At 66.6% G+C, this 23,178-nt stretch carries 22 protein-coding genes and 2 tRNA genes; 11 read left to right on the top strand and 13 right to left on the bottom strand.

The annotated features are described in order from the left end of the window. Positions 1–525 precede the first annotated feature (525 nt). Complete coding sequence (locus AAC645_RS13370) at positions 526–957, bottom strand: CBS domain-containing protein (protein ID WP_340316683.1); 432 nt, start codon at positions 955–957, stop codon at positions 526–528. Positions 958–1,103: 146 nt separating this feature from the next. Between AAC645_RS13370 and AAC645_RS13365 the strand changes: the two genes are divergently transcribed. Beyond that, the gene (locus AAC645_RS13365) at positions 1,104–1,400 is read left to right on the top strand and encodes a hypothetical protein (RefSeq protein ID WP_340316681.1); all 297 of its coding nucleotides are present in this window, start codon (positions 1,104–1,106) and stop codon (positions 1,398–1,400) included. A 106-nt stretch (positions 1,401–1,506) separates the two neighbouring features. Here the strand turns inward: AAC645_RS13365 and AAC645_RS13360 are convergent, their stop codons facing one another. From AAC645_RS13360 to hisS, 4 genes are all read right to left on the bottom strand, one after another. Then, positions 1,507–2,487, bottom strand: coding sequence for a DUF4167 domain-containing protein (locus AAC645_RS13360; protein ID WP_340316679.1), 981 nt, complete (start codon positions 2,485–2,487; stop codon positions 1,507–1,509). 295 nt (positions 2,488–2,782) lie between these two features. After that, positions 2,783–3,607 carry a peptide chain release factor N(5)-glutamine methyltransferase gene (gene prmC / locus AAC645_RS13355; protein WP_340316677.1) on the bottom strand — a complete coding sequence of 275 codons (825 nt, stop codon included), beginning with the start codon at positions 3,605–3,607 and terminating at the stop codon, positions 2,783–2,785. 5 nt (positions 3,608–3,612) lie between these two features. Continuing rightward, positions 3,613–4,695 (bottom strand): peptide chain release factor 1, encoded by a 1,083-nt coding sequence (gene prfA / locus AAC645_RS13350; protein WP_340316676.1) that lies wholly within the window; start codon positions 4,693–4,695, stop codon positions 3,613–3,615. Positions 4,696–4,700: 5 nt separating this feature from the next. Continuing rightward, on the bottom strand, positions 4,701–5,948 hold the full coding sequence (hisS, locus tag AAC645_RS13345; RefSeq protein WP_340316674.1) for a histidine--tRNA ligase: 1,248 nt from the start codon (positions 5,946–5,948) through the stop codon (positions 4,701–4,703). Between the two features lie 132 nt (positions 5,949–6,080). Between hisS and ppa the strand changes: the two genes are divergently transcribed. The 3 genes from ppa to AAC645_RS13330 all read left to right on the top strand — a co-directional run bounded on the left by ppa (position 6,081) and on the right by AAC645_RS13330 (position 8,154). After that, on the top strand, positions 6,081–6,620 hold the full coding sequence (gene ppa, locus AAC645_RS13340) for an inorganic diphosphatase (RefSeq protein WP_340316694.1): 540 nt from the start codon (positions 6,081–6,083) through the stop codon (positions 6,618–6,620). A gap of 105 nt (positions 6,621–6,725) precedes the next feature. Beyond that, entirely contained in the window at positions 6,726–7,994 is a 1,269-nt protein-coding gene (locus tag AAC645_RS13335) for an MFS transporter (protein WP_340316672.1), read from the top strand. A gap of 83 nt (positions 7,995–8,077) precedes the next feature. After that, positions 8,078–8,154 (top strand) — tRNA-Pro (locus AAC645_RS13330). A gap of 87 nt (positions 8,155–8,241) precedes the next feature. Here AAC645_RS13330 and AAC645_RS13325 read toward each other — a convergent pair. The 5 genes from AAC645_RS13325 to maiA form a co-directional block, all read right to left on the bottom strand. Further along, positions 8,242–8,832 (bottom strand): class I SAM-dependent methyltransferase, encoded by a 591-nt coding sequence (locus AAC645_RS13325; protein WP_340316671.1) that lies wholly within the window; start codon positions 8,830–8,832, stop codon positions 8,242–8,244. A 273-nt stretch (positions 8,833–9,105) separates the two neighbouring features. Further along, positions 9,106–10,191: a lipocalin-like domain-containing protein gene (locus tag AAC645_RS13320; protein WP_340316669.1), complete on the bottom strand. Its 1,086-nt coding sequence runs from the start codon at positions 10,189–10,191 to the stop codon at positions 9,106–9,108. Then, positions 10,188–12,716 carry an FtsX-like permease family protein gene (locus tag AAC645_RS13315; protein ID WP_340316668.1) on the bottom strand — a complete coding sequence of 843 codons (2,529 nt, stop codon included), beginning with the start codon at positions 12,714–12,716 and terminating at the stop codon, positions 10,188–10,190. Before AAC645_RS13315 ends, AAC645_RS13320 begins: the two co-directional genes overlap by 4 nt. Further along, the gene (locus tag AAC645_RS13310) at positions 12,706–13,395 is read right to left on the bottom strand and encodes an ABC transporter ATP-binding protein (protein WP_340316667.1); all 690 of its coding nucleotides are present in this window, start codon (positions 13,393–13,395) and stop codon (positions 12,706–12,708) included. The genes AAC645_RS13315 and AAC645_RS13310 overlap by 11 nt, the downstream gene beginning before the upstream one ends. A gap of 43 nt (positions 13,396–13,438) precedes the next feature. Continuing rightward, positions 13,439–14,080 (bottom strand): maleylacetoacetate isomerase, encoded by a 642-nt coding sequence (gene maiA, locus AAC645_RS13305; RefSeq protein WP_340316666.1) that lies wholly within the window; start codon positions 14,078–14,080, stop codon positions 13,439–13,441. A gap of 188 nt (positions 14,081–14,268) precedes the next feature. On the opposite strand from maiA, the gene AAC645_RS13300 reads away from it, so the two are divergent. Next, positions 14,269–14,345, top strand: a tRNA-Pro gene (locus tag AAC645_RS13300). Positions 14,346–14,802: 457 nt separating this feature from the next. On the opposite strand, the gene AAC645_RS13295 is transcribed toward AAC645_RS13300, so the two are convergent. Together AAC645_RS13295 and AAC645_RS13290 are read right to left on the bottom strand one after the other, a co-directional pair. After that, the gene (locus AAC645_RS13295; protein WP_340316665.1) at positions 14,803–16,992 is read right to left on the bottom strand and encodes a TonB-dependent receptor; all 2,190 of its coding nucleotides are present in this window, start codon (positions 16,990–16,992) and stop codon (positions 14,803–14,805) included. A 581-nt stretch (positions 16,993–17,573) separates the two neighbouring features. Further along, on the bottom strand, positions 17,574–18,179 hold the full coding sequence (locus AAC645_RS13290) for a LolA family protein (RefSeq protein WP_340316664.1): 606 nt from the start codon (positions 18,177–18,179) through the stop codon (positions 17,574–17,576). Positions 18,180–18,300: 121 nt separating this feature from the next. Between AAC645_RS13290 and AAC645_RS13285 the strand changes: the two genes are divergently transcribed. The 6 genes from AAC645_RS13285 to ung all read left to right on the top strand — a co-directional run bounded on the left by AAC645_RS13285 (position 18,301) and on the right by ung (position 22,421). Next, complete coding sequence (locus tag AAC645_RS13285) at positions 18,301–18,786, top strand: vgr related protein (protein ID WP_340316663.1); 486 nt, start codon at positions 18,301–18,303, stop codon at positions 18,784–18,786. Positions 18,787–18,969: 183 nt separating this feature from the next. Further along, positions 18,970–19,602 (top strand): nicotinate-nucleotide adenylyltransferase, encoded by a 633-nt coding sequence (locus AAC645_RS13280; protein WP_340316661.1) that lies wholly within the window; start codon positions 18,970–18,972, stop codon positions 19,600–19,602. A gap of 9 nt (positions 19,603–19,611) precedes the next feature. Then, positions 19,612–19,980 carry a ribosome silencing factor gene (rsfS, locus tag AAC645_RS13275; protein WP_340316659.1) on the top strand — a complete coding sequence of 123 codons (369 nt, stop codon included), beginning with the start codon at positions 19,612–19,614 and terminating at the stop codon, positions 19,978–19,980. Between the two features lie 32 nt (positions 19,981–20,012). Further along, positions 20,013–20,435: a 23S rRNA (pseudouridine(1915)-N(3))-methyltransferase RlmH gene (locus tag AAC645_RS13270; protein ID WP_340316658.1), complete on the top strand. Its 423-nt coding sequence runs from the start codon at positions 20,013–20,015 to the stop codon at positions 20,433–20,435. Next, the gene (locus tag AAC645_RS13265; protein ID WP_340316657.1) at positions 20,435–21,646 is read left to right on the top strand and encodes a murein hydrolase activator EnvC family protein; all 1,212 of its coding nucleotides are present in this window, start codon (positions 20,435–20,437) and stop codon (positions 21,644–21,646) included. Before AAC645_RS13270 ends, AAC645_RS13265 begins: the two co-directional genes overlap by 1 nt. 70 nt (positions 21,647–21,716) lie before the next feature. After that, positions 21,717–22,421 (top strand): uracil-DNA glycosylase, encoded by a 705-nt coding sequence (ung, locus tag AAC645_RS13260; RefSeq protein ID WP_340316693.1) that lies wholly within the window; start codon positions 21,717–21,719, stop codon positions 22,419–22,421. Between the two features lie 20 nt (positions 22,422–22,441). Here ung and AAC645_RS13255 read toward each other — a convergent pair whose 3' ends face one another. Beyond that, the gene (locus AAC645_RS13255; protein WP_340316656.1) at positions 22,442–23,032 is read right to left on the bottom strand and encodes a permease; all 591 of its coding nucleotides are present in this window, start codon (positions 23,030–23,032) and stop codon (positions 22,442–22,444) included. Between the last annotated feature and the right edge of the window lie 146 nt (positions 23,033–23,178).

The following is a 23,178-nucleotide window of genomic DNA, read 5'->3' as shown; positions in this document are numbered from 1 at the left end:
AGGAGCCGTTCCTGCACAATACACAAAGTGTGTTTGCATATTAAGACATGGAACGACTTAGCTTTAACCGATCCTCCAACGCCCTGAAGCCGCCAGAAACCGGAGCCGCCGCCCACATGTCCCTTCATCAATCCAACAATGAGAAAGATCCGAAAACCTTCCCTCCCCCAAGAATGATCTCTTCGGGTGATCGATCTAACGATCAGGAAAGTAACGGTGGAGGCTCGGTCGAAACCGCGTCAACCCCGTCGGTGGAGCGGCTTCTATGGGCGAGGCCCCACCCGGTCAACAACAAAATTACAAAAAAACGACAGCGCCAATCGGGCCTGATTTTCCGGGCATTTCAGCACCGCCGTTGTCGCCGATATGGGTTCCGACCGAGCCGAATCAACCCCCTCCCGATTCGACGACGTGAAATTTCATCGACGCCAACTCATTGATACCCGGCGATTTAACTCGGAATCGTGGAGATTCGCGACGAGAGAAGGAGCGCGACTGCGTCGGACCCGGGCCAGGGAGCCGGGGTCAGGCCGTCTGGATATATTCGCGCAGAGCCGCGGCCTCGCTCTCGATCCGCTCCATCCTGAACTTGACCAGATCGCCGATCGACACGAACCCGACCACGACGCCGTCGTCGACCACCGGCAGATGCCGAACCCGCCGCTGGGTCATCATCGCCAGCGCCTCGAGCGGCGACATGTTGCTGGTCACCGTGATCACCGGCGTGGTCATCACGTCGCGCACCTGGCGGTTCAGAAAATCGGCCCCATGGCGCCGGATGCCGTAGATCATGTCGCGCTCGGACAATATGCCGACCACCTGCTCATTCTCAATCACAGGGACCGCGCCGATCCGCTTGTCGGCGAGCAGCGAAAGCACCCCGTTGACGGGCATGTCTGGCGACACGCTGATAACGCTGTTGTCGGGTCGCCCATGAAGCATTGCCGCAATCGTCATATCGGCCTCCTACCCCCGGTTGCGCCTGGCGCGTGGCGCGCCGGGCCATCTGCGGAGCCGCCTTCTCGACAGGGAAGCAGGTGCATCGCCGTCGGAGTTGGTCTCCACCGGTTGATAGTCCCACTTTTCCCTCCCAAATGGAAGCCATGACAAGACCACCACGACGCGGAAATCGCCTTTCCGATCCAATTTATGCGGCGCGCGCCTGGGCGCGCTATCGCTGGATCATGCGCTGGGTTGTCGCCGCCGCGGCACTCAGCGTGGTAGCCGCGCTGATCTATCTCAAGGCGGACGGTTCGCCACTCACCGCGACGATGATCATCGCCACCAGCGCCGGGGTGGCCTTCACGGTGCTGCTGGCAGGCGCGCTGATGGGGCTGATCTTCCTGAGCTCCGGCACGGGCCATGACGACGATGTCGGCCATATCGACGAAGGGGACTAGGCAGCACTCTCCAGCTTGATGGTGACCGAAACGCCCAATTTCGCCGAAACCGGACAAAAAAAGGGCGGCCCGAGAGCCGCCCTTTCTCTGCATCATGCCTGCCCGATCACACTATCGCCGATTCCCCGCGCGGCTTGCGGGTACGCGGACGCGGGCGATCACTGCCTTCGCTACCCTCTTCGACCGGCGCCTTCAGTGAGAGCGACGGCGGCAGGCGGTCGACCTCGATCTGCTCTGGCGGCTGCACCTTGGGCGGACGGCCGCGGCGACGAACGGGACGCGGCTCTCCCTCGGCCGGCGCGGCCTCCTGGACCGTAGGGCTGCTGTCGAGGACAGGCGCGAGGCCATTATCCGTCGGTGCATAGCCCTGCTCGGCCGCTGCATGGCTCTGTTCCGCACGCGGCGGACGGCCGCGGCGCGGGCGACGTTCCGCATCCTCGCTACGCTCGTCCTCGACCCGGTTGAGGTCACCTCGATTATTGTCTCCGCGCGCTGCGTCGTTCCGGTTGCCGTCGCTGCGGACATCGTCGCGGCTGTTGGCGCGGCGATGTCCCTCGCCTCGGCCGTTTTCGCTGCGGCCACCCTCGCTGCGATTGCCATCGCCCCGATTGCCGTTGTCGCGGTTGGCGCGATTACCGTCGCCACGATTGCCGTCGGATATCTCGCGATCGCCGAAATCGCGCTGCGCGTCGGTCTCGCGCATGGCGAAGATCGGTTCCGGCGCCTGGCGGTCGTCGTTACCGATCCGCTCGCCCTCGTCGCCATAATCCTCATCGGACTGGCCGGCATAATCGTCGCGGCGAGGACGGGGCTGCTGCTCCTCGAAGCGCGACCGGCTCTCGCTCAGCACGCGGAAATAATGGTCCGCGAACTGGAGATAATATTCGGTGTTGACGCGATCACCCTGCATCTGCGCATCACGCGCCAGCGCCTTGTATTTCTCATGGAGCTGGGCGGCATTGCCGCGCGCGCGATTGTCGATGCGATTGCCGCGATCCTGACCGCCACCATTGGAACCATTGCGCGGGGGTGCACCCTGACCACCGCCACGACCGCGACGGCGGCCGTTCTGCCGATTATTTATCAACTTTCCGATGTCCTCGTCACTGGTGGTATCGGTTCACCACTCCCTACACCGGGACCGTCCCGGAGCCATAAGGGGACCATCGTCCCCAAACCGTAAAAGATGCACGCCGCCCACAGGCACGAGCCCGGCCGGCCCGCATCCGCCTACGTCATGGTCGCTCGAAAAACGGCGTCCCTGGCATTGGAGGTCGTAGCATGGGCCGGTGCGCGTACGCATCCAAGGCCCGTCAATAGCCCCGATGTAGGAGGTCGCGCATCGATTTCCAAGCACAATGTGCGGGCATGCGATAAAAGGATCAGGCTTTGACGACTATCGCACGATCGCGTCCGGCGAGATCGCGGCGCACCGCTCCGGCCAGGCCGTGGGCCGCGAGCAGCGCCACAAGGCTATCTGCCTGATCTGCACCGATTTCGATCGCTGCCAAGCCGCCCGGGGCCAGCAGCCGCCCGATCTCGGGCGCAAGCCGCCGATAATCATCGAGCCCGGTCGGCCCGGCGAACAGGGCCGACGATGGCTCATAATCGATGACGTCGGGCGGCAGGGCCGCGTCGCTGGCTATGTAGGGCGGATTGCACAACAGCAGATCGAAACGCTCGTCGAGCCCGTCCGCCCAGTCGCCCTGCCGTATCTCCGCCCGGCCGAGCAGCCCCAGCCGCGCCGCATTGCCCCGCGCGATGTCGACCGCAGCCGGCGATCGGTCGATGCCAAGGCCGGTCGCTCGCGGCCACTCCGCGAGGGCGGCGAGCAGCAGCGCGCCCGAGCCGGTGCCGAGATCGAGCACCCGCGCCGGCCCGGCCCTGCCGAAATGATCGACCGCCGCCTCGATCAGCGTCTCGCTGTCGGGCCGCGGGATCAGCACGCCCGGCATCACATCCAGGCTGATCGTCCAGAAATCGCGCCGGCCGGTAATATAGGCGACCGGCTCATGCGCGCGCCGCCGCGCCACCAGCGCGTCGAAGCCCTCGGGGGCGGAAATGTCTTGCCAGCCGAGCAGCATAACACCGCGATCGATGCCCAGCGCATATGCCATCAGCAGTTCGGCATCGAGCCGTGCGCTGTCGCTGGTCTCCGACAGGATCGCCGCCGCACGCGCAAGCGCGGTACGAACCTTCTCGACCATCGACCTCAGCTATCCAGCTGAGCGAGGCGTTCGGCCTCATCCTCGGCGATCAGCGCATCGACAAGTTCGTTCAGCCCCGGCCCCTCCAGGATCTCCGGAAGGCGATGCAGCGTCAGGTTGATGCGATGGTCCGTCACCCGCCCCTGCGGGAAATTATAGGTGCGGATCCGCTCCGACCGGTCGCCCGATCCGACCATCGACTTGCGCGCCCCGGCCCGCGCGCTCGCCAATCGTTCGCGCTCCTGTTCGTAGAGCCGCGTGCGCAGCACCTTGAGCGCCTTCGCCTTGTTCTTGTGCTGCGACTTCTCGTCCTGCTGGATCACCACCAGACCGGAGGGAAGATGGGTGATCCGTACCGCGCTGTCGGTGGTGTTGACCGACTGGCCGCCAGGACCAGACGAGCGATAGACGTCGATCCGCAGGTCCTTGTCGTCGATCTGGACGTCGACCTCTTCGGCCTCGGGCAGCACCGCTACCGTTGCTGCGGAGGTATGGATGCGCCCGCCGGATTCGGTGACCGGCACGCGCTGGACACGGTGGACCCCGCTCTCGAACTTCAACCGGGCAAACACGCCGGCGCCGGTGACGCTCGCCACCACTTCCTTGTAGCCGCCGAGATCCGCCGCGCTCGCCGAAATCAGTTCGACCCGCCAGCCGCGGTCCTCGGCATAGCGTTGGTACATGCGGAACAGGTCGCCCGCGAACAGCGCGGCCTCGTCGCCGCCGGTCCCCGCCCTTATTTCGAGCATCGCCGATCGCTCGTCGGCGGCATCGCGCGGCAGCAGCCTCAGCGCCAGATCGCGCTCCGCCTCGGGCAACCTGGCCCGAATCTCCTCGACCTCCTCGGCCGCCATCGCGCGCATGTCGGCATCGCTGTCGTCGTCTTCCGCGAGCCCCTTGAGCACATCGAGCTCCGCGCGCAGCCGCCGCACCTCGCCCGCCGCCACCGCGACCGGCTCGATCTCGGCATAGTCCTTCGACAGCTGGACGAACTGATCCGACGGCAGGTCGCCACGCGACATCAGCGCCTGGAGCTCGTCACGGCGCGCCTCGATCTGTGCGATCCGCGCCGATGTTATCCCTGCCATCGACGTCAGCCCCGCAGCGTTTCGATCAGCTTTCCGACCGGCACCCACCGCTGGGTCTGGTCGTCGAGCTGCTTCAGCGCCACTTCGCCGCGCGCCACCTCGTCGTCGCCGATGATCACCGCCCAGGTCGCACCCGATGCATCGGCCTTCTGCATCCGCTTCTTCATATTGCCCTTATAGGCCATGTCGGCCGCGATGCCGGCGCGCCGCAAATCGGCGAGAAGCGCGATGGCGGTCGCCTGTGCGCCGTCACCCATCGGCACCACCGCAACCTGCATGGTTTCGGCATCGGGCGCATCGATCAGCATCGCCAGCCGCTCGATCCCGGCCGCCCAGCCCACCGCCGGGGTGGGCGGGCCGCCCAGCGCCTCGATCAGCCCGTCATAGCGGCCGCCGCCAAGCACAGTGCCCTGCGCGCCGAGCCGGTCGGTAACGAACTCGAAGGCGGTGTGGCGGTAATAATCGAGTCCGCGCACCAGCCGGGCATTGCGCACCCAGGCGATCCCGGCAGCCTCCAGCCCCTTGGTCACCGCCTCGAAGAAGTGGCCGGCCTCGGCCGAGAGATAGGCGTCGATCTCCGGTGCTGCGTCCGCGATCGGCCGGTCGCGCGGGTCCTTTGAATCGAGGATCCGCAGCGGATTGCGCTCGAGGCGGTCGACGCTGTCCTCGGACAGCTCGCCGCGATGCCGGTCGAAATGCGCTACCAGCGCAGCACGCCACGCGTCGCGCGTAGCGCCGTCGCCCAGCGTGTTCAGGGTCAGAGTCACGCCGTCGGAAATGCCAAGCTCGCGCAGCAGCTGGTCGGCAAGGCACAGCAGCTCGACATCCGCCTGCGGCTCGCCCGAACCGATCACCTCGGCATCGAGCTGGTGGAACTGCCGATACCGCCCCTTTTGCGGCCGTTCGTAACGAAACAGCGGGCCATGGGTGACGATCTTGAGCGGCGCATGCTGCTGCCATCCCTCGGTGAGATAGGCGCGGCAGAGCCCGGCGGTGAACTCCGGCCTGAGCGTCACCGAATCTCCGCCGCGATCATCGAAGCTGTACATCTCCTTGGCGACGACGTCGGTAGTTTCGCCCAGCGAGCGCGCGAACACCGCGGTCGGCTCGATCACCGGCACCTCGACCCGTCCGAAACCGTAAAGGCGGCGGACCCGGTCGAAGGTGTCGACGACATGGCCGAAGCGTCGCGCCTGTTCGCCCAGCATGTCCTGCGTACCCCGGATCGGGCGCGGTGTTTCGATCTTGCTCATCGCAGCGGCCTTAGAACAAATTGGGGGGAGGAGGGAAGATTGCCACCTCTCCTGCATTTCGTCGCCGAAATCAGCGCGGTTAACCTGATTCCCGCTTGGCATCCGGTGCAGTGCAGCATAAAGCCGCGCGCTATGAACATCGACCTTATCCCGATCGGCGATGACCCGCCGAACAGCCTCAACGTCATCATCGAAGTGCCGGTGGGCGGCGAACCCGTCAAATATGAGTTCGACAAGAAGTCGGGCGCGCTGTTCGTCGATCGCATCCTGCACACGCCGATGCGGTATCCGTGCAATTACGGCTTCGTGCCGCACACGCTGTCGCCCGACGGCGATCCGCTCGACGCGCTGGTCGTCGCGCGCTCGCCGTTCGTGCCCGGCTGCGTCGTCCGGGTGCGGCCAATCGCGGTGCTCAAACTCGAGGATGAAGCCGGCGGCGACGAAAAGCTGCTGACCGTGCCTGTCGACGGCACCTTCCCTTATTATTCCAAGGTCGACGAGAAGGACGATCTGCCCGAGATCGTCATGCAGCAGATCGAGCATTTCTTCACCCACTACAAGGATCTTGAGGCCAAGAAGTGGGTGCGGATCGGCACCTGGGGCGGCGCCGAGGATGCCCGCCAGATCGTGCTGGAAGCGATCGAGCGCGCGAAGGCGGCAAAGGCGGCCTGAGGCTCGGGCCTTCACCAGACATAAGATGTTAGAGAGGCCCCGCCCACGGCAGGGGCCTCTCTTTTTGCGCTTGCACAATCCGTACCGATCGGTACCTATGGACTGATGCTCCACCGCCGCGCCACCGGACAAGGCTATGCCTTCGTCGTCATAGCGATCACGTTCGTCGCGCTGTTGGTCGCTGCGGCGCTGCGAGCGGCGCCGAGCGTGCTGATCCTCCCGCTCGAATCGCATTTCCGCTGGGACCGGGCGACGATCTCCTTCGCCGCGGCGGCCGGCATCCTGCTCTATGGGCTGGTCGGGCCCTTCGCGGCGGCGCTGATGCAGTCGATCGGCATCCGCCGCACGATGATCGGCGGCCTCATGCTGATGGCGGGGTCCAGCCTCGCCAGCCTGTGGATGACCGAGAGCTGGCACTATATACTGAGCTGGGGCGTGATATCGGGCATCGGCTCGGGTGCGATTGCGCCGGTGCTGGGTGCGACGATCGTCAACCGCTGGTTCGCCGCGCGGCGCGGGCTGATGATGGGCCTGCTGACCGCGAGCACGGCCACCGGCGCGTTGCTATTCCTGCCGGCGATGGCGTGGCTCACCCGCAACGGCGCCTGGCAACCGGTCGCGCTCTATGTCGGGCTGGGCGCTGCGGCGCTGATCCCGCTCGTCTGGCTGCTGATGCCGGAGAGTCCTGCCGCAATCGGCGCGGTGCGTTATGGGGAGGCGCCGGGCACCTCGCCCGCCACGACCGCGCCGCGCGGTGCGATGCTCGCGATTCACACGCTCGTCGAGGCGATGCGTTCGCCGATGTTCTGGCTGCTGTTCGGTACCTTCGCGATCTGCGGGCTCACCACCAACGGCCTCGTCGGCACCCATCTGATCGCCTACTGCGGCGACTATGGCATCGCCCCGGTCGCCGCGGCCGGGCTGCTGTCGCTGATGGGCTTCTTTGACCTGATCGGCACCACCGCCTCGGGCTGGCTGACCGACCGCTACGATCCGCGCCGGCTGCTCTTCATATATTACGGCCTGCGCGGCCTGTCGCTGATCGCGCTGCCGGCGCTGGGTTTCCAGCCGACCGGCCTGCTGATCTTCGCCATCTTCTACGGGCTCGACTGGGTCGCGACGGTGCCGCCGACGCTGGCGCTCGCCAACCGTTATTTCGGCGAGGCGCGCGCGCCGATAGTATTCGGCTGGGTGATAACCGGCCACCAGCTCGGCGCTGCCACCGCGGCCTATGGCGCCGGCCTGATCCGCGCCGAGACCGGCAGCTATTTCCTGGCCTTCACGATCGCTGGTGCCTTCGGCATCCTGGCCGCGCTCATGGCCATCGCCATCGCGCGATCGGCACCCGTCTTCGCAGTCCCCCAACCCGCCTGAAAAAGCAGCGCTGGTGTGCGTTTCGAGTTTTTTGACTTGATGCAGACCGGCTGCCCAGCTAGGCGCACCCACCTGCAATGTGTCGGGGCGTGGCGCAGTCTGGTAGCGCACTGGTCTCGGGGTCCAGGGGTCGTAGGTTCGAATCCTATCGCCCCGACCATTGCAGCGCTCCGGCCGGCAGCCGGCCGTCCCCGTTTATTACCCGGGCGTTCGCCCGCGAAGAGCAACCTTGTTGGGTGCGGGTGACCTATGCGTCGCGCTTGTGGCGCAGGATAATCATGTCCTGATGGGACAAGGCGCCGCGCGGCTGATAGCTCAGGATATCGAACCAGCGCGTCCAATGCTTGAAGATATACCAGGGCGTGTGGAATGTGCTCTGATAGTAGCTTGGAAAATCGGCCGCCCAGGCATCATCGGCGTGGAAGTAGATCCCGTGCTCGCTGAGCACGGCATCGACATGCCTGGCCAATTCCTCGGGCTTCAGTTCGGGCGGGAGCTGATCCAACCAGCGCTGCTTGGCGAAGGGGCCCATGACCGTGAGGACAAGCACTCCCTCCGGGGCGAGGATGCGGTGAAGCTCCGCAAGCCAAGCGTCCTGATGAGCCTCGTCGAGATGCGTCAGGACGCTGTGGTTGAGAATGAGATCGAAGACGCCGGCGCCAAAGGGTAGCGGCGGCAACTCTCCGCTCTGGAAGACGCGAAACTCCGGGTAATTTGCCTGCAGCCATTCGATGGCTTCGCCGTCGATGTCGCAGGCATGCACTTCGTGCTTTTCGAAGTCGAACTTGATCTGGGTCAGGGCGCGACCGCACCCGCAGCCCCAATCGAGAACCTTCATGGCCCTGTCCTGGATATGGACGCCAACGCCCGATAGGCCTCGCCGAAAATCGTAGGCCGAATGCCAGCCCGACGGCCCCCAGGCCTCCGCGTCGGACAGACCTGAAACCCGCTGGCGAAGGTGTTGCGGAGGTATGGGCTTCGGCAAGGTCTTCTCCGAAAGATGGCAGCGGCTACGCAGATGATCAGGCGCTGTAGCGGCCACCTGCCTCAACTGACAATATGACTCCCCCACGACGGCGCGCATCGATGCTCCTCGCACGCCAATTGCCGCTCACATACGGAGCGGCGCTGCATATCCCGTCAGCTCCAGATAGCCGCGCCCGCCTCCGGTCCTGACCGCCCCCTCCCAGTACACCGGCAATCCCGTCCGCCGCCCGTCCAGCTCCTGCGCCGCGAACAGCGGCACGAGCGGGAAGCGCCGCACGCCCTCCGGCAAGCGCACGCTCAGCAGCTGCTCGACCGGATAGACCGCACCGGTCGCGGCACTCTTCCAGGTGCGGCGCGGGCGGAAGCTGATGTCGACCGGCGCGAAGCGGACGATTCGGCCGTCGGGACGGCGGAGCGATCCGCCGGCCCACAGCACGCCGCCGCCCTTGCGCCGGATCCGGAACGCCATCAGCGCGCTGCCGTCGTCGAGGTTCAGGCCGGTCCAGTCCCAACCGGCGGCGTCGGGAGCGAGATAGTCGGACGACCATTCGCGGTCGAGCCACGCCTCGCCCGTCACGCGCACCGGCATGTTGCCCCGCAGGACGGTGCCGGCGACGGCAAGGTGCGGGATCGAATAATAATAGCTCGCCTGCCCTGGATTGGGCCCCTTGCGGCTATAGCCATTCTCGCCCTGCGCCATCGGCTGTTGGGTGGGGCGGAAGGCGAGGTCGAGCGCGAAGCCATCGGCCTGCACGCGGGTGGCGAAGCGGCCGTCGGGCAGGCGGCGCAGGCGCCAGTCGCGGATGCGGATATCGGCGTCACCGGTCGCCGCCGCCGCGAGGCCGAAGCCCGCGCGGGCCGCGCGTTCGCCGTGCAGAAGCCGGCCCAGCTTCGGATCGGACAAAGCGGCGTGCGCGAACAGGATCTGCCGCGCGGCGAAACGGCTCGGATTGGCGGGGTCGACGCGTGGACGGCTGCGGAAGAAGGTCACTTGGAAGCCGAATGCGCGGCCGTCCTCCGCCTTCAGCCAGCCGGTGACGTACCACCACTCGGTGCGGAACGCCGGGTGCGCGCCATGGTCGGCGGGGAAGCGCAGATGCAGCCCCGGCTTCACCACCGGATAATCCACGGCAGGCGCCGCCATCGCGATCGTCGCGAACGGCGCGAGCAGCGCGAGCAGCGCGAGCAGCATGCCGATCGCGCGGATCACCAGTCCTCCCTCACCGCCAGCACCGCATCGATCGACGTCGCCCGCCGCCCCGCCAGCATCGCCGTTCCCGCCGCGGCCAGCACCAGCGCCGCGACGACCCCGGCCAGGGGGCCGATCGGCACGTGCGTCGACATCGTCCAATGGAAGGACTGCGGGTTGATCACGTGGATGAGGACCTGCGATAGGACCAGCCCGAGCAGCACCCCGGCCAAGCCGCCGATCAGGCCGAGCAGCGCCCCCTCGGTCGCCAGCATCGCGATGATCTGGCGCTTCGACACGCCCAGGTGGCGCAGCATCCCAAACTCGCGGGTGCGCGCTACGGTCTGCGCCGACATCGTGGCGGCGACCCCGGCGAGCCCGACCAGGATCGCCACCGCCTCGAGCAGATACGTCACCGCGAAGCTGCGATCGAACAGCTTCAGCGCAAAGCGGCGCAGTGCGGCGGGCTCGCTGATCTCGGTCTGCATCGCCAGCGCCGGCGGGAGCCGCGCGGCAAGGCTGCGGCCGACCTGGGCGGGCACCATGGCCTCGCCGAGGGCGATCGCGGCCTCGTTGCGCATCCTGTCGCCGGTGAGCCGCTGATAGTCGCCGGTGTCGATGATCACCGCGCCGTTCTGCCGTGCATAATCGCGCCAGATCCCGATGACCGCGAAGCGCTGCTCCGGCGCGATCGGCAAGCGAATCGTCGCGCCTGGCCGCCAGCCATAGAGCCGCGACGCGGGCTCCGAAACCCAGACGGGTACAGTGCCGGGGGGCGCGGGCGGCCCGGTCTCGATCAGGTCGAGCAGGGGATCGCGGCCTTCGCGGCCGACCGGACGGGCGACCAATATGACCGGCGGCCGGTCTGGCCGGATCGTGAGCGGAATCTGCTGCGAGAAGCGCATTTCCGCCACCCCGGGAGTCGCCGCGAGCCGCGCCTGGTCAGCCGGGGCGAAGCCGGGCGGCGCGCTGCGGATATACAAGTCCCCACTCAGCACATGGCCGAGCCAGCCATCGACCGCGACCCGAAAGCTGGTGACCATCGTCGCCATTGCGATCATCAGCGCGGTCGAGGCGACGATCCCGCACAGCGCCGTCGCCACCTCACCCGGCGCGCCATGGACGTGCCGCGTGGCGAGCAGCTGCGGCACATGGCGGGCCGGCCGCCGCGACAGCCATCCCAGCGTCTGCCGCGCGAGCCAGGGAACCCCCGCGATTCCGCCGGCGAGCAGCAGCGCGATGCTGGCGAAGCCGAACAGCGGCAGTCCCCCCACCGCGGGCAGCAGCGCGAGCGGTGCGCCGGCCAGCGCCAGCAGCGCCGCCGGTCGCCATGGCACCGGCGCGCGAGGATCGATCATGTCGCCGCTGTTCCTGAGCGCGGCCGCCGGGGCAGCTCTGGCCGCGGCGCGGGCCGGTAACACGCTGCCGAGCAGCGCCGCCGCCAGGCCCAGGACGAAGAAGGCGGCGGCCGGGCCGGCCTGGAAGACCAGCCGCACGACCTGATCGTCGAAATAGCCGGCGCCGAGATCGCCACCGAACAGCCGCAGCGCGCCCGCGGCCAGGCCATAGCCGGCCAGCAGCCCAAGGCCCGACCCGATGACGCCGATGATGAATCCTTCGATGGTCACCGCCGCAACGATGCCGCCGCGCGGCAGGCCCAGGGTGCGGACCAGCGCGAAGGCGCGCAGCCGCCGCGTGACCGACAGCGACTGCGCCGAATAGACCAGGAAGCCGCCGGTCAGCAGCGCCACCAGCGCCAGCATGTCGAGATTGACCCGATAGGCGCGCGATAGCGTGTCGCCCTGCATCGCGCGGCTCTGCCCGCTCTCGACCGCAGCGCCCGGCGGCAGCAGCTTCGGCAGCGCCGCCACCGCCTGCGACCGATCGGCCAGCTTCAGGTCGATCCGGTCGATCCGCCCCAGCCGCCCGAAGCGCCATTGCGCGGTGGCGATGTCGATCACGCCGATCGCCTGATCCTCGCCCAGCGCCGGCAGCGTTCCGGCGATCCTCAGCGGCACGGTATGGCCATTCGCGCCGACCATCACCCGGTCGCCAACCTGCGCGCGCATTCGCGCCAGGGCGCCGCGCGACAGGAACAGCGCCTGCCCTTCGAACACAGCCTCGCCGCCACCGTCGGCTCCCTCGGCGCGGATGCCGACCAGACTGGGCGTCACCGCGGCCGCGCGAAGCAGATCGATCCCAAGCAAAGTGAAGCGCTGCTCGCCGCTATGGGCGCGCAGCTCGACCACCGGGCTGGCATCGGCAACCCCGGGCGCGGTCGCGATCCGGGGATAGGCCAGTTCGTCGATGCCGAGCGGACTGACGGCGCGCACCGCCAGCTCTGCAGCGCCGTTGACGCTGCGCACTGCACCATCGAACGAGGCCAGCGCCGAGCCGTTGACCAGATGCACCGCAAAGCCAAGCGCGACCCCGACCGCGATGGCCAGTGCGGTGAGCAGGAACCGCAGCGGACGCCAGCGCCATTCCCCGCCGACTAGCCAGCCGAGCGCGAGCCGCCCCGACAGCAAGCCGGGCTCAGCGCCCATCGCGCTCCGCCAGCCCGGCCGCTCCGAGGACCAGCACGCGATCGGCGATGCCGGCCGTCGCCTCGCTATGGGTGACCAGCACCACCGCCGCGCCATGATCGCGGCTGGCGGCGGCGAACAGCGCCAGCACCCGCGCGGCGGTATCGGGATCGAGATTGCCGGTCGGCTCGTCGGCGAGAATCAGCGCCGGCCGATGGACCAGCGCGCGGGCGATGGCCACCCGCTGCAATTCACCGCCCGACAGATCGCGGGCATAGCCGTCGCCGCGCCCGTCCAGCCCCACCGCCTCAAGCATCGCATCGGCGCGGGCGGTGGCGGCGCGCGCGTCGGCCGACACCAGCGCCAGCGGCAGCGCGACATTCTGCCGCAGCGTCAAATAGGGCAGGATATGGAAGGCCTGGAACACGAAACCGATCCGTTCGCGCCGGATGCGCGTCCGCGCCACCTCGTCGAGCAGGCCCAGTTCGACGCCCTCGATCCGGATCGCTCCGGCATCAGCCTCGTCGAGCCCCGCAAGCAGGTTGAGCAGGGTCGACTTGCCGACCCCCGATTCACCGATGATCGCGATGACCTCCCCGGCACGGGCGGACAGGTCGAGATCGCGGAACAGCATGCGCGGCCCCGGCACCGATTTGACGAGGCCCCGCACCTCGAGAAGATTGGAGTCCGCGCCGCCCATTGGCGTACTTTAGGGACTGTTCGGGAAAACGAAACCGGTTCACCTACCCTTCGGCGTCGGGCTGCACCGATGGATGCGCCCGCTGGAACGCGTCCAGGGCGGTGCAGTGGGCGTCGATCGCGACCAGCGTCGGGAATGGCTCGACATTGCAGTTCAGCCGCCGGGCGTTGAACATCTGTGGCACCAGGCAGCAATCGGCGGTGGTCGGCCTGTCGCCATGGACGAAGCGTCCGCTCCGTCCCTCCGCGCGCAGATAGGCTTCGAGCCGGCCGAGGCCGTCTTCGACCCAGTGGCGATACCATGTGTCGATCTCGTCCTGGCTGTGCCCGAACTCGGCCTTCAGGTAACGCAGCACCCTGAGATTGGCGAGCGGATGGATATCGCAGGCGATCAGCAGCGCCGCTGCCCGCACATAGGCGCGCGACGCATGGCCTTGCGGCAGCAGCGGCGGCTGGGGAAAACGCTCCTCCAGATAGTCCATGATCGCCAGCGACTGGACGAGCAGCCCGTCATCGGTGTCCAACGCCGGGACCAGACCTTGCGCATTCCGCCCGGCGCGATAGGCGGCGAGGGCATCGCCCTTCAACAGATGAACCGCGGACTGCTCGGCATCGAGGCCCTTCAGATTGAGCGCAATGCGCACTCTGTACGCGGCCGAAGAGCGGAAATAGCTGTAGAGTTTCATGCTGCCCTCTCGTCGTCCGGCCCGCCATCGAGTCCCTGATACCATCTTCCAGCCCGCGCTCTTTGCGCGCAAGCGGCTGTCGATCATCCGCCGCTGTCCGGCATCCAGGGAGGCGGACAGTTTTCGATCGGCCGGACCGGACAATGCATTGTACTTACGGCGTCATCCCCCTATAGCGGCGCCCGCGTCGGGGAGTGGCGCAGGCTGGTAGCGCACCTGGTTTGGGACCAGGGGGTCGCAGGTTCGAATCCTGTCTCCCCGACCATATTTTTGATGTCCGACCCGGACCCATGGGTTCGCATAGCGGACCGGTCGCCGCGAGCGATCGGCCAGGGCTTTCATGCCTATGCTCCTTGTAGCGCTCGAAGATCTGTTGGCACGAACGGCACCGTGCCGACAAAATGCCAACACCGCGAATCCGGATCGGCGCACGACATTCCAGTGGCCGGGTTTGTCACCGCGGCATCACCTCGCCTGGCCCGCTCGCCGCCGGATGCCCAGCTGTGCGTTATGCCGCTGGAATAGTCTCAACCTGCCGCCAGATCTGACGTAATCCTCGAACATCTTGAGATTGGTATACGGCTGAACAGTTCGCGCCACCGTAGGCCGGCGCTGCTCGCGGCGAACGCGTCCATAGACGCGTTCGCCGCGGCGTCACTGCCGGAAGGCTGGAGCGCCGGCACACGCGGTGCCAGCGAGCCATATTTCACACCGAGCAGGTGTCAGAAAGCATACTCCACGCGCAGGCCATATGTGCGCGCCCTTGCCGCGTTATGGTACACGCCAAAAGTCGTGTCAGTCTGGATGAACGCCCTGTATTTTTTGTTGAACACATTGTTGGCGTAGAAGCCGAGCCGGAGGTTCTCTCCGGGCGGACTGACATAGCCCGACGCATTCACGAGGACACGACTTCCGTCACGGTCAGCCATTAGCTCACCGCCGGCACCGGGTTGGTAGTAGACGGAGGAGCGATACTGCGCCAGGCCCGAAAGGGAGGCGGTCCACGATGCGATGGCGAATTCGTAGGTCGCATTCAATGAGCCTGACCAGTCCGGGGCCAGCGGCGGCGGTGTGCCGGTAAGATCAAGGAAGCAGCGAGACAGCGTCGGAACCGTGTTAGGATCGAAACAGACAGACGCAGCACCCTTGAAAGGCCTGTAACGGGCATGCTGCCAAGAGCCGCTGAGCCCGATGTTCAACCCTCCCATCGGAACGACCTGCGCTTCGACCTCGATGCCGTAATTCTCGAGTGCGCCGGCATTTTCCGTTTTGGTGCCACCCGATCCCAGATCAACAGTCTGAACCTGCAGACCCTTGTTCTTGAAGTAAAAGGCGGCAGCGTTTAATCGAAGTCGATGGTCGAACAGCGATTGCTTGACGCCGACTTCGTGACTGAAGATCTTCTCAGGCTGCACAGGATTAATTGGCGCGAAGATCGGACCCGGGAATCCGCCCGCCTTGAATCCGCGGGTAAAGCTGTAATAAACGTTGGTCGGTCCATTGTCCCAGGCCAGGACGAAACGCGGCGTGAACGCGCGTTGCGATGTGCGCAGATCGAAGGGGAAGCCGAAAGATACGGCGTGTGCTTCACGCTCCTCATAGGTGTAGCGCCCGCCAACCGTGGCCTTCAACTGATCGGTAATTTGATAATAGCCCTCGAGGAACGCGGCGTAAGATTTCGTTCTCGCCGTGTTATCGGCGCCAAACGACGTGTCCACCGTGAGGCCGGTGCCACCGACGCCCAAGGCCGGATCTCCGATAAAGCGTGTGTTGAAAATGCCCTTATCGTTCAGGTAGCTCAACCCGAACAGAAAGTTGAACGCACCCTCCAGCTTGGAGCTGACCTGAAAGTCCTGCGTGTATGACCTGCCGCCGGATCTCGGCACGGCAAACTCGAAACCGGGCAACGGCGTCAAGTCGGCATCACCTGAGCTGTCGACGGTCTTCTGGCGACGATATGTCGTCGTACTCGTCAGCTGAAAGTCACCGGCATCGAAGCTCATTCGCAGGTTGGCACCATAATATTTGGTTCTGACCGGCTGGAGAGACACGACGCTCTGGGTCTCAAAGAGACCGACGGGCCTGACGCTGCCTGGATTCAGGACGCAGACCAAGCAGGTTGAGTCGTTACGATCAAGCGACTGCAGTGGGCCCAGGCGATATGCAGTGTCGTAATACTGGCCGCCAAGGACGATATCGGCATTTCCGGGCTGCCAGCGCAGTTTCCCTCGTGCACTGTAGGTCCGCCCACCGCCGACCTTCCCGCCCGTGATAATGTTGCGGACGAAACCGCCTTCGTGCTTGTAGCTAGCAGTCCCACGAAAGGCTAGATCTTCGCCTAGCGGCAGGTTGATCATGCCATTCAGTTGGTAACGATCTTGGTTCCCAACCTCTCCACGCACCCGAGCCTTGAACCCGGAGGTCGGATCCGCGCTGTTGATGATGATGACGCCACCCGTCGCGTTGCGGCCGTACAGGGTGCCCTGCGGACCGCGGAGGACCTGAATGCTGCCGATGTCGAAATTATCGAGAATCTCGTTAACTGTGAGGGTTCGCGTCAGATAGGCGCCGTCTTCATAGATCGCGACGGGCGACTCGAGGCCCACCGAGACGAAATCCGTGCCGATGCCGCGGATGCGGGACGTGAAGAAGCCGTTGGTCGTGGTGAAACTCGCACCGGGCGTAATCGCCGCAATGTCCTTGATGTCCGCCAGGCCGAGGTTCTGGACAGCCACCGCCGTCACTGCCGTCACCGCAATCGGCGTGTCCTGCAGGTTCTCCGACCTGCGCTGCGCCGTGACGATGATCTCGCCGGTCTGGTCGGCGGCGTCGCTCGGCGCCGCAACCGTGCCTGCTGTGGTCGCAGGCGATTGCGCATAGCTTGCCGAAGCGAGCAATGCGCTCAGCGCCACTGACGCTGGCCCCAATACTCTCATGAACAACTCCCTCTTGTTTGAAATATGTTGACCGTACGCCGCCACATGCACTGGCTGCATTATCTTGGGACAGTGCGGCCAAATAGGATGGCGGTCCCTGGTCATACAAGCCCAAAATCACTCGCCTGATCGCTTAACCGGCTGATAACATACGCCGTTTGGCGTTTCGGCTGTGCCGCGTCGACGCTAGGTCGCGGCGATAGGGCGGCGCTCTGTTACTGCGCGATCAGCAAAGGCGCACGCGCCGATCCAGCCCCAACAGCTCTCGGCCACAATTTCCACTCGATATGCCGCTGTCGTTTCTCTGGCCGTGCGCTGCGGCAGAAGATTTGTTGCAGCCGCACAGAGCGCCTGCACTGGGCGCGGTGCAAAGAGAGATGTCGCCGGAAAAGGAATGGCCCCCGCTCCGGGGGCGGGGAGCGAGGGCCGACCTGACGTTCGTCACGCAGGCGGGGCGCGACTGATATCCTCGAGCAACAGGGGGGAATCCCGAGGATGATCGCGACCGCTGGAGGAGCATTAGGCCATTTAACCTGTCGCCTTTATGAACAGCGCGGCTATTTTTGCGGTCCCTTGGGCCGCGGGTCGTCCCATTTGAACGTCCTGTCAGAAATCGGCACGCCATAACGCTGATTCGCCAGCCGCACGGTCGAGCGGCCATTCTGCGCGTCGAGCACCGTCCAACCCTGCAGGCTGAGTCCGCCCGGGCCACTGCCGCGCGCGAAGGCGATGGTGATCGTGCCGAATTCGGGATGCTTGGGATCGCGCGCTTCGATCAGCATGATGCCCGGCACCGCCGACGGTACCGCGCGGGCGAAGCGGCCGATATCCTTCCGCGGATCGATCAGCACCGACAGCGGCGAATTGCCGACCGGCCAGCGCGACACCTGGCGCACCGAATAGTCGATCATGGTGAGCGCGCTGCCGTCGCCGACGATCAGCAGCGGCACGCCTTTCTGATACTGGAAGCGGATCCGGCCCGGCTGCTTGAGGCTGAGCGTGCCCGACAGCGATTTGCCCCCGCGGTCGGTCTGCACGAAGTCCGCGGTCATTGTGCTGATGCCGCGCAGATGCGCGGAGACCTCAGCGAGCGAACCCGTCTCGGCGGCGGCAGGCGCGGCGATGATCGCGAAGGGCATCAGGGAGGCGAAGAGCGGACGCATGCGGTTCCAATTCTGTCGTTGCGGCCGCGCTTATGCCCAAGCCGGTGTGAATTGGGAATGAAGCGAGGGCGGCAGGCGATGTTCTCTCCCTCGCTAGGTCGCGACTCACTATATGGATTGCATGACCAGCCGCCCGCTCACCCCGGCCGAACGCGCGATCGTCCGCTCGATGTTCGGGGACGCCATCGACCTCGACCGCGCCGCGATCCACCACGCGCGCTGGTGGCCCTTTCAGCCCAGGAACACGCTGATGGCGCCCGACGGCGCGATCTGGTGCCATCCCGAAGGCGGGCTGTTCCGCGCCTGCTACGCCTCGGACAATCTCGCGATGCAGGCACTGTTCGTGCATGAGATGACCCATGTCTGGCAGGCCCAGCAGCGCGGGCGCTGGTATCTGCCGCTGATGCGCCACCCCTTCTGCCGATATGCCTATATGATAAGGCCGGGGCGGCGGTTCGAGCATTACGGCATCGAGCAGCAGGCCGAGATCGTCGCCGACGCCTTCCTGCTGAAACGCGGCGTGGCGCGACCGGGCAAGCCGGAGCTCGCGGTGTACGAGGCGCTGTTGCCCTTTCTCCCCCCGCCTGCTGAGCGCCGCCGGGAATGACATCGGCTGTGGCCGGCGCCGGGCTTCCCGAACCAATAGCCACCCGCTAGACCTTGGTCGCTTCAGGCTGATTCAGCCGGAAGCGTGAATCAAGGTCTAAACCATAGATGAGAGCCTGATTCACGCTCTCGATCGAAGCGCCGCGCGCTTCCATCTCAAACGATCAGGCTCTAGAGCGGCGCGATGATTCCAACCGGCCTGCTCGGCGGCAGCTTCAATCCCGCGCATTACAGCCACAGGCATGTCAGCCTGTTCGCGATCCGCGCGCTGGGGCTGGCGGAGATGTGGTGGCTGGTGTCGCCGGGCAATCCGCTGAAGGCGGGAGCCTCGGACATGGCCTCGCTGCCGGCGCGGCTTGGCTCGGCGGAGCGCATGGCGCGCCGCGCGCCGATCCGGCCCACCGCGATCGAGGCGAGGCTCGGCACCCGCTACACCGCCGATACGCTGCGCGCGCTGGTTCGCCGCTATCCGAACCGCCGCTTCATCTGGATCATGGGCGCCGACAATCTGGCGCAATTCGACCGTTGGCATGATTGGCGCGGCGTAGCGCGCAGCGTCACCATTGCCGTCGTCGCGCGTCCGGGCTATGATGGGGGTGCCCGGGCCTCGAGGTCGATGGGCTGGTTACGGCGTTTCGTCCGGCCCGTGGCCAAGGCGAAGGATTGGACGGCATGGAGACCGCCAGCGCTCGTGCTGCTGCACTTTTATCCTGATCGCGGCTCCGCAACGCGGCTCCGGGCCAAGGACCCTAGCTGGCATCGTTCCTACAGCAACACAGGTTTGCGCGATCGCTTGACGCGCCGGCCGCTTCCATGAGGAGGTAATTTGACCGCCCAAGACCCTTCAGCAAAGCTCCACGAGCTCGTGCTGAAATCTCTCGACGACGACCAGGCCGTCGAGACCGTGACGATCCCGCTCGCGGGCAAGTCGTCCATCGCCGATCACATGGTGATCGCCTCGGGCCGTTCGACGCGCCAGGTCGCGTCGATGGCGACGAAGCTCGCCGACAAGATCAAGAGCGAAACCGGCAAGAATGTCCGTATCGAAGGGCTACCCACCGCAGATTGGGTGCTGATCGACGCAGGCGACGTGATCGTCCACCTGTTCCGCCCCGAAGTCCGCAGCTTTTACAATCTCGAGCGGATGTGGAATTTCGGCGACGCGCCGGCCGCGCCGCTGGCGGCCCAGGCCTGATATAGCGGCAGCAGGCGGGGACCGGGAAAGCATTGCTGCTGCACATCGTCGCCCGGGGCAAGATCGGCCGGAGCCCCGAGGCCGAGCTGGTCGATCGCTACCTAAAGCGGATCGCCTGGCCGACCCGCATCACCGAACTGCCCGACACCGGCGGCAAGCTGCCGCCGCGCGATTCCGGCACCGTGCTGGTCATGCTCGATGAAAAGGGCGAGCAGCTGGCGTCGATGGTCTTTGCCGAAAAACTGGGGCGCTGGCGCGACGATGGCGTCCGCGAGGTCCGTTTCCTGATCGGGGCCGCGGACGGCTTCGACGCAGACCAGCGCCGCGAGGCCGACCTGCTGTTCGCTTTCGGCAAGGCGACCTGGCCGCACATGCTGGCCCGGGCGATGCTGGCGGAGCAGCTGTGGCGCGCGACCAGCATCCTGGCCGGCCATCCCTATCATCGGGAAGGGTGATGCGCGCGCGCGCCGTCGGCATCGTAGCGGCCGCAGCGATGATGATCTGCACCGGCCGCGCGCCGGCCGCCGATCGCGACCCCATGGTGGCCGAGCAGCAGCGCGCGCTCCTCTCGGCGCGCCGCGACGCCGTCGCCGCCGAGCGCCGTGCCGCACGGCTCGAGCAGCAGGCCAGGGCAATTTCCCGCGCCGCCGATCGCGCCGAGGCCGAGCAGGCCGCCGCGGCGGCCGCGATCCAGGCCTCCGAAGCGCGCATCGCCGCGGCGCAGGCGCAGGTCGGCATCGTCGACAGGTTACGCGCGGTGCAGCGGGCTCGGCTTGCCGAGCGGCAGGGGCCGATCGTGCGGCTGACCGCGGCGCTGCAGACGATGGCTCGCCGCCCGGCTGCGCTGGCGCTGGTCCAGCCCGGCTCGGTGGACGACATGGTTCATGTCCGCGCACTGCTCGGCTCCGCCCTGCCCGAGATCCGCGCCCGGACCGCGGGGCTGCGCGCCGAGGTGGCCCGCGGCGACGCGCTGCGCCGGCAGGCTGAGCAAGCGGTGGCCGAACTGCGCCACCAACAGCAGCAGCTCGAAATCGATCGCCGCGCGCTCGCCCGCCTCGAAGCCGACCAGCGCCGCCGCTCGCAGGGGCTGATCGACGACGCCATGGCCGAACAGGACCGGGTCATTGCGATGGGCGAGAAGGCGCGCGACATCACCCAGCTGATCGCCGAACTGGGCGACCAGGCCGACATCCGCATGCGGCTGGCGAGCCTGCCCGGCCCACGGCTGCGCCCGCCGATACCCGGCCAGGCGCCGCCACCGCCTGCAGAGCTCGCCGAACTGGCGGCGGCGGACGCACCGCCTTCCTATCGGTTGCCGGTGCTCGGCAAGCTCGTCGCCGGAATGGGCGAGATTTCCCAGTCCGGGGTGCGCGCCAAGGGTCTGACCCTCGCCCCGGCGCGCGGCGCGCAGGTCGTCTCGCCCGCGCGCGGGCGGATCGCCTATGCCGGCCCGTTTCGCGGTTATCGCGGGATTGTCATCATCGATCATGACAATGGCTGGGCGACGCTGATCACCGGCCTGGCCGGGCTCGGCGTCAGGGTCGGTCAGCAGGTGATCCAGGGCAGTCCGATCGGCACGGCCGAAAACCGCGATCCGCGCATCACCGTCGAACTGCGCCACAACAGCGAGCCGGTGAACATCCTGCCGATCGTCGCGCGGGGCTGAGGGGTCGGTCGGTCGGTCGCCTTAGGAAAGCATGGTTGAACCCGCACCTCTCCTGCGCCACACATCCGCCATGCCCGACATCAAGCTCCACGACAGCTGGAAGACCCCGCTCGCCGACGAATTCGCCGCCCCTTACATGGCCGCGCTCAAGGCGTTCCTCGGCGACCAGCGCGCCAGCGGCAAGCGCATCTTCCCGGCCGGAGGCGAGTGGTTCCGCGCGCTCGATCTGACCCCCCTCGACAAGGTCCGCGTCGTGATCCTGGGCCAGGATCCCTATCATGGCCTCGGCCAGGCGCACGGCCTGTGCTTCAGCGTCCGCCCCGGCGTGCGGCCGCCGCCGAGCCTGATCAACATCTACAAGGAGTTGCACAGCGACCTCGGCCTGCCGCGCCCCGGCCACGGCTTCCTCGAACATTGGGCGCGGCAGGGCGTGCTGCTGCTCAACAGCGTCCTGACCGTCGAGATGGGCCTTGCCGCCTCGCACCGCGACCGCGGCTGGGAGAAGTTCACCGACGCGATCGTCCGCCTCGTCAACGCCAAGACCGACCCCGTCATCTTCATGCTGTGGGGCAGCTACGCCCAGAAGAAGGCGGCCTTCGTCGATTCGACCGACAAGGGCGGCCGCCATCTGGTGCTCAAGGCCGCCCACCCATCGCCACTGTCCGCGCATAACGGCTTTTTCGGCTGCCGCCATTTCTCCAAGGCCAACGCCTTCCTCGAAGCGCAGGGCCTGCCGCCGATCGACTGGTCGCTGCCCGAGACCGCGGCGGCCTGAGGGCTTGGGAGCCGTGCGCTCTACGCGCCCCGATCGAGCAGCGGCGCCATCGCGACGATGTCGCCGGCGCTGAAGACCAGGCTCCCCGGCGCGGCACCCGGCACCGCATGGAAGAAGAACGGCGTCCCGAAGGCGTCGCCCTCGATCAGCGCCTGCGCCATGTCCGCCGCGACCGCCGTCACCAGATCGACCTGCGCGCTGCTGTCGGAGGACGACTGGGCTGTCAGCCTGTGCGCCATATAGGTTTCATAGTCGGCCGGCGTCGTCTCGGGCCGGTACATGTAGTTGAGTTCGCGATAGGGTTCGCCCGGCCATGGATAGACAATGTAGCGCATCTCGATGTGGCGGAAGCCCCTGGGATATTCCTTGTGGACGAGTTGGCAGACGGTGCAGTCCTTGTTGGTGAACATGTAGCAGATCCCCGCCGACGCCCCGCCGCCCGCGGGCGCGCGGATGCTCGGCAGCATCGCCAGCTGATCCCAGAACGGCGCCAGCTGCGCCTGGAACCCGGCCTGCTCGGGAATGCCCGGCGCCGGAGCCTGCGCGGAAACGCGACCCGCGAGCGCGAGGGCGGGCAATAGCGCGAGCACAGCGCGCCGGTCGACTGTCATTTGCCTCAATCCCCCGATCGAAAGCCTGGTGCGGCAGTGTGTCGCCTATCGTGGACGGCGTCCAGAGCGAACCCGCCTTCATCGTCATCCCGGCCCTTCGACTGCCTGCAAGGCAGGCGCTCAGGATGAACTCCAGCCAAAGGCTG

It is taken from the genome of Rhizorhabdus argentea, from assembly GCF_037861105.1.
Classification (GTDB): Bacteria; Pseudomonadota; Alphaproteobacteria; order Sphingomonadales; family Sphingomonadaceae; genus Rhizorhabdus; species Rhizorhabdus argentea.
The sequence above is the reverse complement of the archived record's forward strand: the minus strand, read 5'-3'. Positions and strand labels throughout refer to the sequence as shown.

What these genes read in the sequence shown, in the direction of transcription:
- AAC645_RS13370 (WP_340316683.1), bottom strand. Translation starts at nt 957, where the DNA reads ATGACGATTGCGGCAATGCTTCATGGGCGACCCGACAACAGCGTTATC.
- AAC645_RS13365 (WP_340316681.1), top strand. Translation starts at nt 1,104, where the DNA reads ATGACAAGACCACCACGACGCGGAAATCGCCTTTCCGATCCAATTTAT.
- prmC (WP_340316677.1), bottom strand. Translation starts at nt 3,607, where the DNA reads ATGGTCGAGAAGGTTCGTACCGCGCTTGCGCGTGCGGCGGCGATCCTG.
- prfA (WP_340316676.1), bottom strand. Translation starts at nt 4,695, where the DNA reads ATGGCAGGGATAACATCGGCGCGGATCGCACAGATCGAGGCGCGCCGT.
- hisS (WP_340316674.1), bottom strand. Translation starts at nt 5,948, where the DNA reads ATGAGCAAGATCGAAACACCGCGCCCGATCCGGGGTACGCAGGACATG.
- ppa (WP_340316694.1), top strand. Translation starts at nt 6,081, where the DNA reads ATGAACATCGACCTTATCCCGATCGGCGATGACCCGCCGAACAGCCTC.
- AAC645_RS13335 (WP_340316672.1), top strand. Translation starts at nt 6,726, where the DNA reads ATGCTCCACCGCCGCGCCACCGGACAAGGCTATGCCTTCGTCGTCATA.
- AAC645_RS13325 (WP_340316671.1), bottom strand. Translation starts at nt 8,832, where the DNA reads ATGAAGGTTCTCGATTGGGGCTGCGGGTGCGGTCGCGCCCTGACCCAG.
- AAC645_RS13315 (WP_340316668.1), bottom strand. Translation starts at nt 12,716, where the DNA reads ATGGGCGCTGAGCCCGGCTTGCTGTCGGGGCGGCTCGCGCTCGGCTGG.
- AAC645_RS13310 (WP_340316667.1), bottom strand. Translation starts at nt 13,395, where the DNA reads ATGGGCGGCGCGGACTCCAATCTTCTCGAGGTGCGGGGCCTCGTCAAA.
- maiA (WP_340316666.1), bottom strand. Translation starts at nt 14,080, where the DNA reads ATGAAACTCTACAGCTATTTCCGCTCTTCGGCCGCGTACAGAGTGCGC.
- AAC645_RS13290 (WP_340316664.1), bottom strand. Translation starts at nt 18,179, where the DNA reads ATGCGTCCGCTCTTCGCCTCCCTGATGCCCTTCGCGATCATCGCCGCG.
- AAC645_RS13285 (WP_340316663.1), top strand. Translation starts at nt 18,301, where the DNA reads ATGACCAGCCGCCCGCTCACCCCGGCCGAACGCGCGATCGTCCGCTCG.
- AAC645_RS13280 (WP_340316661.1), top strand. Translation starts at nt 18,970, where the DNA reads ATGATTCCAACCGGCCTGCTCGGCGGCAGCTTCAATCCCGCGCATTAC.
- AAC645_RS13265 (WP_340316657.1), top strand. Translation starts at nt 20,435, where the DNA reads ATGCGCGCGCGCGCCGTCGGCATCGTAGCGGCCGCAGCGATGATGATC.
- ung (WP_340316693.1), top strand. Translation starts at nt 21,717, where the DNA reads ATGCCCGACATCAAGCTCCACGACAGCTGGAAGACCCCGCTCGCCGAC.
- AAC645_RS13255 (WP_340316656.1), bottom strand. Translation starts at nt 23,032, where the DNA reads ATGACAGTCGACCGGCGCGCTGTGCTCGCGCTATTGCCCGCCCTCGCG.